This is a genomic window from Streptomyces sp. MK37H (assembly GCF_018035285.1).
Lineage (GTDB): Bacteria > Actinomycetota > Actinomycetes > Streptomycetales > Streptomycetaceae > Streptomyces > Streptomyces endocoffeicus.
The window spans coordinates 1-7,912 of sequence record NZ_JAAAYH010000417.1 but is presented as its reverse complement, the minus strand read 5'-3'; the positions used below and the strand labels follow the sequence as shown (position 1 = coordinate 7,912).

The window sequence follows — 7,912 nt, the reverse complement described above, 5'->3', positions numbered from 1 at the left end:
GCGAGGTAGCCGTACAGGGCGGTCTTCAACTCCGCTACGTACGCCTCCCGTTCCGCGCCCTCATGGCCGAGGATCAGCCCCAGCCCGGCCTTGAACAGGGCGAACGCCATGTTCGCGGTGTGGGTGCGGCGCTCGGGGGAGAGGCCGGGGTTGCGGACGCCGATCAGCTCGCTGATGCGGTCCTGGATCGAGTCGTGCAGGGCGGCGTGCTCCTCGAGGAAGTGGCCCGGCGCGTCGGAGGACTGGAGCAGGGTCAGGAAGGCGGGGTTCGCACAGTTGAACTCGATCATCGGGTCGAGGACGGCGTCGAGCAGTTCGCGCAGCGGCAGCGCGGCGTTCTGCAGGGTGAAGACCACCCCGTGGGTCTCCAGCATCCGGCGGTTGAGGCGCTCGCCGAGCTCGACGGCGATGGCCTCCTTGTTCGGGAAGAACTGGTACAGCGTGCCGGGGGAGACCCCGGCCTCGCGGGCGATGGCGTTGGTGCTCGCGGAGGTGTAGCCGGCGCGGCAGAAGACGCTGGCGGCGGCGTCGAGCAGCTGCTGGATCCGGCGCTCGCCGCGCGCCTGTCTGCGGCGCGGCTTCGCCGTCTCGTCGGGCTGGTCCGCCTTGCTCTCGCTCACCTGTTTTCCCCGGCTCTCCGTGTTCGATTGACAAACACGAGCGCCCGCTCGCATTCTTGAGAAACGCGAGCGGTCGCTCGTGTTTACCGTCCATGGTAATCAGCGACCCGTGCTGCCTACGGACATGTGGTGGCGGCATGGGGCACAGGTGAAGGGGACACCGCGCCATGACCGATGTCAACTGCCCACCCGAGGACCGGATCGGAGGGTGGACCCGCCTGGTCACGGCACGTCCTCGGCTGTCCCTGCTGATCGCTTTGATCTTCACCGCGCTGGCCGTCGTAGCCGGGAGCGGGGTCGCCGACCGGATGGGAAGCGGCGGCTGGGAGGACCCCGCGTCCGAGTCCGCGTATGCCACCAAGGCGTTGGAGAAGCGCTTCCCCGCCTCCCAGCCCAATCTGGTCCTGCTCGTCGACAGCGGTAAGAAGACCGTGGACGATCCGGCCGTCGCCGCCGAGGCCCGGTCACTGGCCAAGAAGCTCTCGGGCGAGAAGGCGGTCACCGGGGTCACCTCGTACTGGACCACCGGCGCGCCCTCGCTGCGGGCGCGTGACCGGGGCGAGGCGATCATCGCCGCGCGGATCCTGGGCGACGAGTCGGCAGCGGGCAAGGCGCTGGAGCGCATAGCGCCCCACTACCGGGGCGCCCACGGCCCGGTCGAGGTGCGGGTCGGCGGGATGGTCGCGGTCCGCCATGAGCTGCAGTCCACCATCCAGGAGGATCTGCTGCGGGCCGAGATGATCGCCCTGCCCATCACCCTGGTGCTGCTCGTCATGGTCTTCGGCAGCGCCGTGGCCGCCCTGCTGCCGCTCGGCGTCGGCATCATCGCGATCCTCGGCACGGACGCGGTGCTGCGCGGGCTCACCGAGTTCACCGATGTCTCGGTCTTCGCGCAGAACCTGACCACCGCGCTCGGCCTGGGACTCGCCATCGACTATGCCCTGTTCATCGTGCGCCGCTTCCGCGAGGAGCTGGGCCGGGGCGCGGAGAAGCTGCCCGCCGTCGCGGCCACGCTGCGCACCGCCGGGCGCACCGTGCTCTTCTCGGCGCTGACGGTCGCCGCCTCGCTCGCCGCCATGCTCGTCTTCCCGCAGTACTTCCTGCGCTCCTTCGCCTATGCGGGGATCGCGGTGGTGCTGATCGCCGCCACCGCCGCCCTGGTGGTCCTGCCCGCGGCGCTCATCCTCCTGGGCGACCGGGTCAACGCACTGGATCTCACCCGGCTGCTGCGCCGCGGCCGCCCGGCCCGGGGCGGTGAGCCGGGGGCGGGGTGGGCCCGGCTCGCCCGGCTGGTGATGCGGCGCGCCCCGGTGTTCGCGCTGGCCACCGTCGCCGGTCTGGTCGCGCTGGGACTGCCGTTCCTGAGGGTGGAGTTCGGCACCGCGGACGACCGTCAGCTGCCGTCGAGCGCCGAGTCCCATGTGGTGCAGCAGCACATCCGGGAGGGGTTCCCCGGCGGTCCCGGGGGAGCGGTGGAGGTCCTCGCCGAAGGCGGCGGCACCGGCGCCAAGGCCCTCGCCGACTACAGCGCCAAGGTCTCCGCCCTCCCTCAGGTGCTGCGGGTGGACAGCCCGGCGGGCCGGTTCACCGACGGGCGGCGGGTGGCCGAGCCGGGGCCGGCGGAGGCGGCGCGGCTGTCCGATGGCTCGGCGGAGATCACCGTGCAGCCCAAGGGCGAGGCCGTGGACGCCGCCAGCCAGGACCTGGTGCGGACGATCCGCGCCCAGGAGCCGTCGTTCACCACCTCGGTGACCGGCACCGCCGCCGTCCTGGTGGACACCCAGGACTCCATAGCCGACCGGCTGCCCTGGGCCGCGGCCATTATCGTCGCCGTCACCCTGCTGCTGGTCTTCCTGCTCACCGGCAGCGTGCTGATACCGATTCAGGCCGTGCTGCTCAACGCGCTCAGTCTGACCGCGATGTTCGGCGCGGTGGTGTGGGTCTTCCAGGACGGGCATCTGTCCGGTCCGCTCTCCTTCACCACCTCCGGCGATATCGAGACCACCCTGCCCGTCCTGATGTTCTGCGTCGCCTTCGGGCTCTCCATGGACTACGGGGTCTTCCTGCTCTCCCGGATCAAGGAGGAGTACGACCGCTCCGGGGACCATCAGGCGGCGGTGGAGTTCGGACTGCGGCGTACCGGCGGCCTGATCACGGCGGCGGCGCTGATCCTCGCCGTGGTGATGGTGGGCATCGGCACCTCGCGGGTCACCAACACCAAGATGCTGGGGCTGGGTATCGCCCTGGCCGTGCTGATGGACGCGATGGTGGTGCGCGGGCTGCTGGTGCCGGCGGTGATGAAGCTGACCGGCCGGGCCACTTGGTGGGCCCCGGGCCCGCTGCGCCGGCTGCACACCCGGTTCGGGCTGAGCGAGGGGGAGTCCACGGATGCCGCCACGGGCGGCGAGGCCGACGGTCGCCGGTGCGGCGGCAAGGGCGGCGGACCGCACGGTGAGGACGGGCCTCACGGTGAGGACGGGGTTCGGGGAGAGGGGGAGAAGACGCGGGACCGGGACCGGGTGAGCACGGGCCGCTAATGGCTCACGCGGGCATGGCGGCACCGCTAAGCGCTCCGCTGGAAGTGCCCTGACCTGTCGTCGATCGTCCGCGCCGCCGTCGTGGCTGGTCGCGCCCACGCGGCGGAGCCGCACATCGACACAGCCCGCGCCCCTTCGGGGCGCACCCGAACCGCACCGGACTTCAATGAGGCGGCTTAGTCCTTGCCATCACGCCGGGCGCGGCGGTTGCCGGGTCTGCGGACCACCCAGGAGCGGATCGTATCCGCGTACCAATACGGCTTGCCGCCCTCCACATGATCGGGGGGCGGCAGCAGACCGTGCTTGCGATAGGACCGTACGGTGTCGGTCTGCACACCGATATGCGCGGCGATCTCCTTGTACGACCACAGCCTCCGGTCGGTCATCTCTTATGCCCTTCCGCAGGGCGTCGCGGTCACGGCCCGGTGGGGCCGTCGGGGGAGCCACGGCGCGCCTGCTCACATTCCATCAGCCTGTGCCCGGTCAACGACGCTGAGTGAAGGGCGGCCCGGGGCTGTTGAACACCTGTGACGGAGGCGTGTGGAGATGTGACCGCTGTGACGCACGGGTGACGCACCGGACGAGACTCGGACGTCATGACCACAGCGGGCCGGCCGTAAGGTCACGGCCGGCCCGCTGGGCGTCAGCTGGAGACGGGGCGTCAGTTGTAGAAGGCGGGGCGCTCGATCATCTCGACGGCCGTGCGCCGGCCCGTGGCCTGGGCCCGGAGCCCCGCCTCGCTGACGGCGGTCGCGGCATAACCGTCCCAGGCGCTGGGGCCCTCGACCTCCCCGCGCCGGGTGGCGTTGACCCAGCTCTGCACCTCGCGGTCGTACGCCTCCTCGAAGCGGGCCACGAAGTCGGGGGCGATCTCCCCGCCCCAGGTGCCGGGCCGGTTGACCAGCATCCCGTGGGCGTCGCCGACGCGGGCGGTGCCCCGCTCGCAGACCGCCTCCGCCTGCACCTGGTAGCCGAAGCCGCAGGTGGCGAAGATCTCCACATTGACGATCGCCCCGCCGGTGGTCTCGAAGACCACCAGCTGGGGGTCGCTGAGCGGCTCGGGCGACAGCGAGCTGGGGGTCGGCTTGAGCACGGTGACCGCGGCGATCTCCTGCTCCAGCAGCCAGCGCGACTGGTCCATCTCATGCACCACCGAGTCGGTGATCAACATCTCGTTGGTGAAGTACGAGTGCACCGAGGCATTGCGGTGGCGGCAGTGCAGCAGCAGTGGGCGGCCCAGCTCACCCTCGGCCAGCAGCGCCTTGAGCTTCATGAACTCGGTGTCGTAGCGGCGCATGAAGCCCACCTGCACCCGGCGGTGGCCCAGCCGCTGCTCGGCCTCCAGCACCCGCAGCGCGGACGCGGAGTCCGGGGTGAGCGGCTTCTCGCACAGCACCGGCAGATCGCGCTCGAACGCGCTGAGCAGCGCGGCCTCGTGCGCGGGCCCCGGCGAGGCGATCAGCACCGCGTCCACGCCGGGCGCGGCCATCGCGGCGGCCGGGTCGGTGAACGCCTGACAGCCGTCGGCGGTGTCGGCGACCGCCTTGGCCCGCGCCTCGTCGATGTCGACCACGGCGGCCACCCGGGCGCCGCTGATCACGTCGTTGATGCGGCGGACATGGTCGGCGCCCATCTTGCCGGTCCCGATGACGGCGACCCCGAGCGTTCCCTGCTGGGTCATAGACTGCTCTCTCTTCTCTCTCTGCTCTCTGAACGGTTCGAAGGCCCGTGTGGGCGAAGGCCCGTGTGGCGAAGACCTGTGTGGGCGAGGGCCCGTGGGGTGAAAAGGGAGGGGTCAGGCGCCGCAGGAGCGCAGGAAGCGCCGGGTGCGCTCGGCGATGGGGAAGGGCTGGCCGGGCGGGCAGGGGTACATGTCCTGCTCGACGATGGCGAACAGATCCACATCCAGGTTCTGGGCCGCGGTCAGGACGGGGCCCAGCTCCGGAATGCCGTTCGGCGGTTCGCACATCACACCGCGCTGGACGGCGGGGCCGAACGGCACCTCGTTCTTCACCACATCGGCGAGGATCTCCGGGTCGACCTGCTTGAGGTGGAGATAGCCGATGCGCTCGCCGTAGGTCTCGATCAGCTTGACGCTGTCGCCGCCGCAGTAGGCGTAGTGGCCGGTGTCCAGGCAGAGGTTGACCAGGTCGGAGTCGGTGGCGTCCAGGAAGCGGGCCACGTTCTCCTCGGTGTCGATATGGGTGTCGGCATGCGGGTGGACGACGATGTCGAGCCCGAAGCGCTCCCGCACCTCACGGCCGAGCCGCTCCATCCCGGTGGACAGATGGCGCCACTGCTCGGCGGTGAGCGTCGGGGGCTCGATCAGCTCGGCTGTCTTGTCGTCCCGCCAGAAGGAGGGGATGACCACGAGGTGATTGGCGTTCATCGCCCGGGTCAGCTCGGCCACCTGGGAGACATGCTCCCAGGTGGCGTCCCAGACCTCGGGGCCTCGGTGCAGCGAGGTGAAGACGGTGCCCGCGGAGACCGTGAGACCGCGCCGGCCGGTCTCCTCGGTGAGCCGGGCCGGGTCCGTGGGCAGATAGCCGTACGGACCCAGCTCGATCCACTCGTAACCGGCCTCCGCGACCTCGTCGAGGAAGCGCTGCCAGGGGACCTGCTGATCGTCGTCGGGGAACCACACCCCCCAGGAGTCGGGGGCCGAGCCGACCCGGATGCGGTCCAGGGCGGGTACGGGGGAGGCGTCGGCAGTCATGGCAGAGGGTCTCCTCGGTGTGCTGGGGTGCCCGCGTCGTACTGTTTTGGGCAGCTTCACCGGCCGGGCGGGCGGGCGTCAAGCCTTCGTCAGGACATTCGGACGTCTTGTCAGGGAAAGGCGCCGGGAGGATGGCGTCCTGGCGGAGGGAAGGCGTCTGTCAGATGGCGTCCGTCAGGTGGCGTCCGTCAGGAGGAAGGGGCGGTCACCTCCTCCGGCAGTTCGTCCACATCGACCCCGCGGACCTGGGCCAGCTCATGCTTGAGCGCGGCCAGTTCGGCACCGCCGGCCATGTGGTTGGTGAGCTCTTCGAGGCTGACGTCCTCGCGCGCCGCGTTCAGCTCCAGGGCGCCGAGCCGGAGCACCGCGAAGTGGTCGCCGACCATATAGGCGTGGTGCGGGTTGTGGGTGATGAAGATGACGCCGAGCCCGCGCTCGCGCGCCGCCGCGATGTACTTGAGCACCACACCGGACTGCTTGACGCCGAGCGCCGCGGTCGGCTCGTCCAGGATCAGCACCCGGGCGCCGAAGTGGACCGCCCGGGCGATGGCCACGGACTGCCGCTGGCCGCCGGAGAGGGTGCCGATGGGCTGCTCCAGGTTGTCGAGGTGGATGCCCATGGCGGACAGCTCCTCGCCGGTGATCTGCTTCATCCGCTGGATGTCCAGCCGCCGCACCGGCCAGGAGCCGCGGGTCAGCTCGGAGCCGAGGAAGAAGTTCCGCCACACCGGCATCAGCGGCACGGTGGCCAGGTCCTGGTAGACGGTGGCGATGCCCAGGTTCAGGGCGTCGCGTGGGGTGTTCAGCCGCACCGGCTTCCCGTCCACGAGGTATTCGCCCTCGTCATGCTGGTGCAGCCCCGAGATGATCTTGATCAGGGTGGATTTTCCGGCGCCGTTGTCGCCGAGCACACAGGTCACCCGGCCCGGCCGGACCGCCAGGTCGATGCCCTCCAGGGCGCGGATGTTCCCGTAGAGCTTGCCCACGCCCCGCAGCCGGACCACCGGCTCCTCGTCCGGTGCGGAAGCCTGTGCGGTGCTGTCCTTGGTGACGTTCGTTGCCATTCCGATCACCTCCTGGCGGCCTGACGGCGCACCCACAGATTGACGAGGGTCGCGAGCAGCAGCATCACGCCGACGAAGAACTTGAACCAGTCGGGGTTCCAGTTGGCGTAGACGATGCCCTGGTTGACCATGCCGAAGATGAAGGCGCCGAGGACCGCGCCGATCGCGGAGCCATAGCCGCCGGTGAGCAGGCAGCCGCCGATGACGGCCGCGATGATGTAGTAGAACTCGTTGCCGACGCCCTCGCCGGCCTGCACGGTGTTGTACTCGAAGAGCAGATGCATGCCCACGAACCAGGCCGCGAAGCCCACCGTCATAAAGAGGGCGATCTTGGTGAGGTTCACCGGGACGCCCACGGCACGGGCGCTCTCCTTCGAGCCACCGGCCGCGAAGATCCAGTTGCCGAACTTGGTGCGCAGCAGCACCCAGGTGGCGATGGCGGCGAAGACCAGCCACCACAGCACGGTGATCTTCACATCGACGCCGAAGACGTCGATCTCGGAGGCGAAGAGCGACTTGGCCTGGTCGAAGCCGTCCATGTCGCTGATGGAGTCGCTGGCGACATTGCCGGTCAGCAGCTTGGTGATGGCCAGGTTGGCGCCCTGGAGCATCAGGAAGCTGGCGAGGGTGACCAGGAAGCTGGGCAGCCCGGTCTTGATCAGCAGCAGTCCGTTGATCAGCCCCACGGTGAGCGAGACCAGCAGGGCGACGAGCACACCCACCCAGACATTGGTGGTGAGCTGGAAGCTGAGCATGCTCGCGGCCAGCGCCGAGGAGGTGACGGCGACTCCGGCCGACAGGTCGAACTCGCCACCGATCATCAGCAGGGAGACGGCGAGCGCCATGATGCCCATGGTGGACGCCTGGTAGAGGACGGTGGCGAAGGAGTCCGCCTGCCGGAAGGTGGGGGCCATGGCGAAGAAGAAGAGGTAGACGCCGACGGCCGCGACCAGCGCCCCGATCTCGGGGCGGGCC

7 protein-coding genes are annotated in these 7,912 nt (G+C 70.0%); 1 reads left to right on the top strand and 6 read right to left on the bottom strand.

Annotation, left to right across the window (positions count from 1 at the left end):
• On the bottom strand, positions 1 to 620 hold a 620-nt coding region (locus GWI24_RS36275; RefSeq protein ID WP_308344204.1), incomplete at its 3' end, for a TetR/AcrR family transcriptional regulator.
• Between the two features lie 167 nt (positions 621 to 787).
• Here GWI24_RS36275 and GWI24_RS36270 point away from each other — a divergent pair.
• The gene (locus GWI24_RS36270; RefSeq protein WP_210950290.1) at positions 788 to 3,157 is read left to right on the top strand and encodes an MMPL family transporter; all 2,370 of its coding nucleotides are present in this window, start codon (positions 788 to 790) and stop codon (positions 3,155 to 3,157) included.
• Between the two features lie 176 nt (positions 3,158 to 3,333).
• On the opposite strand, the gene GWI24_RS36265 is transcribed toward GWI24_RS36270, so the two are convergent.
• The 5 genes from GWI24_RS36265 to GWI24_RS36245 all read right to left on the bottom strand — a co-directional run.
• Entirely contained in the window at positions 3,334 to 3,543 is a 210-nt protein-coding gene (locus GWI24_RS36265; protein WP_020871200.1) for an AlpA family transcriptional regulator, read from the bottom strand.
• Positions 3,544 to 3,818: 275 nt separating this feature from the next.
• Positions 3,819 to 4,838: a Gfo/Idh/MocA family protein gene (locus tag GWI24_RS36260; protein WP_210950289.1), complete on the bottom strand. Its 1,020-nt coding sequence runs from the start codon at positions 4,836 to 4,838 to the stop codon at positions 3,819 to 3,821.
• A gap of 114 nt (positions 4,839 to 4,952) precedes the next feature.
• Entirely contained in the window at positions 4,953 to 5,873 is a 921-nt protein-coding gene (locus tag GWI24_RS36255; protein ID WP_210950288.1) for a sugar phosphate isomerase/epimerase, read from the bottom strand.
• A 188-nt stretch (positions 5,874 to 6,061) separates the two neighbouring features.
• Positions 6,062 to 6,937, bottom strand: a complete 876-nt coding sequence (locus GWI24_RS36250; protein WP_210950287.1) for an ATP-binding cassette domain-containing protein — start codon at positions 6,935 to 6,937, stop codon at positions 6,062 to 6,064.
• Positions 6,938 to 6,942: 5 nt separating this feature from the next.
• On the bottom strand, positions 6,943 to 7,912 hold a 970-nt coding region (locus tag GWI24_RS36245; RefSeq protein WP_210950286.1), incomplete at its 5' end, for an ABC transporter permease.

What these genes read in the sequence shown, in the direction of transcription:
- GWI24_RS36270 (WP_210950290.1), top strand. Translation starts at nt 788, where the DNA reads ATGACCGATGTCAACTGCCCACCCGAGGACCGGATCGGAGGGTGGACC.
- GWI24_RS36265 (WP_020871200.1), bottom strand. Translation starts at nt 3,543, where the DNA reads ATGACCGACCGGAGGCTGTGGTCGTACAAGGAGATCGCCGCGCATATC.
- GWI24_RS36255 (WP_210950288.1), bottom strand. Translation starts at nt 5,873, where the DNA reads ATGACTGCCGACGCCTCCCCCGTACCCGCCCTGGACCGCATCCGGGTC.
- GWI24_RS36260 (WP_210950289.1), bottom strand. Translation starts at nt 4,838, where the DNA reads ATGACCCAGCAGGGAACGCTCGGGGTCGCCGTCATCGGGACCGGCAAG.
- GWI24_RS36250 (WP_210950287.1), bottom strand. Translation starts at nt 6,937, where the DNA reads ATGGCAACGAACGTCACCAAGGACAGCACCGCACAGGCTTCCGCACCG.